Source organism: Hansschlegelia beijingensis (assembly GCF_045505405.1).
GTDB lineage: Bacteria > Pseudomonadota > Alphaproteobacteria > Rhizobiales > Methylopilaceae > Methylopila > Methylopila beijingensis_A.
Map to the genome: position 1 here is coordinate 1 of NZ_JBJKEX010000563.1, position 1,145 is coordinate 1,145.

A 1,145-nucleotide genomic window follows, 5' to 3' on the forward strand; every position below is an offset into this window, starting at 1 on the left:
ATTGTCCCGGAGGTCGTTGAGCTTCACCATCACTTCTCTCCCGCAGGCGTCTCGACGCGCACGAGGTGCGCGACCTTCGCGATCATCCACCGCGCACCGCGGCCAGCGAGGCGTTGTCGGCGACCGCCCGCATGGCGCGGCCGAGCGGGGAGAAGCGCAGCAGCAGGTCGACCGCGATCAGGCAGAGGACCACCGTGACGGCGGTCGTGATCTGCTCGTGGTTGATGCGCAGCCCTTCCCAGCGGATCGGACGCGACGGCGGGATGTCGAAGCCGCGGCTGGCGTTGCCGAAGAAGAAGCGGCAGACGTTCTCGATCACCAGCGACACGCCCATCGAGGCCACCATCAGGGTGATGGAGCCGCGCTCGCGCAGCCGCTCGAACGCGAAGTGGTCGGCCAGAACCCCGACGAGGGCCGTCGTCGCGGCCGCGATAAGCGCTGAGGCGACAAGCGGAAGCCCGAGCTGGACGTTCGCCACCCAGGCCGCATAGGCCCCGAAGGTCAGCATCGCGCCGACCGCGAAGTTGGCGAACTTCAGCACCCCGAAGATCAGCGTGAGGGCGAGCGCCGGCAGCGCGAGCAGGAGCCCGGTGACCAGACCGTTGAGGAAGAGCTGGGCTGCCATCAGGCGACCTTTGCGAAGAACAGGTCGCCGAGATCGGCGGGGCTGACGTTCTTGGCGGGCGCTCGCAGGCTGACCTGGCCTGCGACCAGCACCACCGCCTCGTCGGCGATCTTGAGAGCTGCGGCGACATTCTGCTCGACCAGCAGGACGGTCACGCCGCTCTGCCGGACGCGCACGATCGCCTCCATGGTCTCGCCTACGAATTTCGGCGAGAGACCCGCTGAAGGCTCGTCGAGCAGCAGCACCTCGGGGGCGGCGAGCAGGGCGCTCGCGAAGGCCAGCATCTGCCGCTGGCCGCCCGAGAGGTCGCCGGCGCGGGTTCTCAGCCGCGCGCCGAGTTCGGGGAAGAGTTCGAGGACGCGCGTGCGCTGCTCGGGCCCGACGCCCGCCCGGCCGCGCAGGAATTCGGTCGCGAGCTTGAGGTTCTCGCCGATCGTCAGGCTCGGGAAGACGTTGGCTTCCTGCGGCACATAGGCGAGGCCCGCGGCCACGCGCCGGGCCGGGGGCTCGGCGGTCACGT

2 protein-coding genes are annotated in these 1,145 nt (G+C 69.9%); both read right to left on the bottom strand.

The annotated features are described in order from the left end of the window. Positions 1–82: 82 nt before the first annotated feature. Positions 83–625: a branched-chain amino acid ABC transporter permease gene (locus ACIKT0_RS18695; RefSeq protein WP_407106809.1), complete on the bottom strand. Its 543-nt coding sequence runs from the start codon at positions 623–625 to the stop codon at positions 83–85. After that, the coding region (locus ACIKT0_RS18700) for an ATP-binding cassette domain-containing protein (protein WP_407106810.1) at positions 625–1,145 on the bottom strand (521 nt) is incomplete at its 5' end. The genes ACIKT0_RS18700 and ACIKT0_RS18695, both read right to left, overlap by 1 nt.

What these genes read in the sequence shown, in the direction of transcription:
- ACIKT0_RS18695 (WP_407106809.1), bottom strand. Translation starts at nt 625, where the DNA reads ATGGCAGCCCAGCTCTTCCTCAACGGTCTGGTCACCGGGCTCCTGCTC.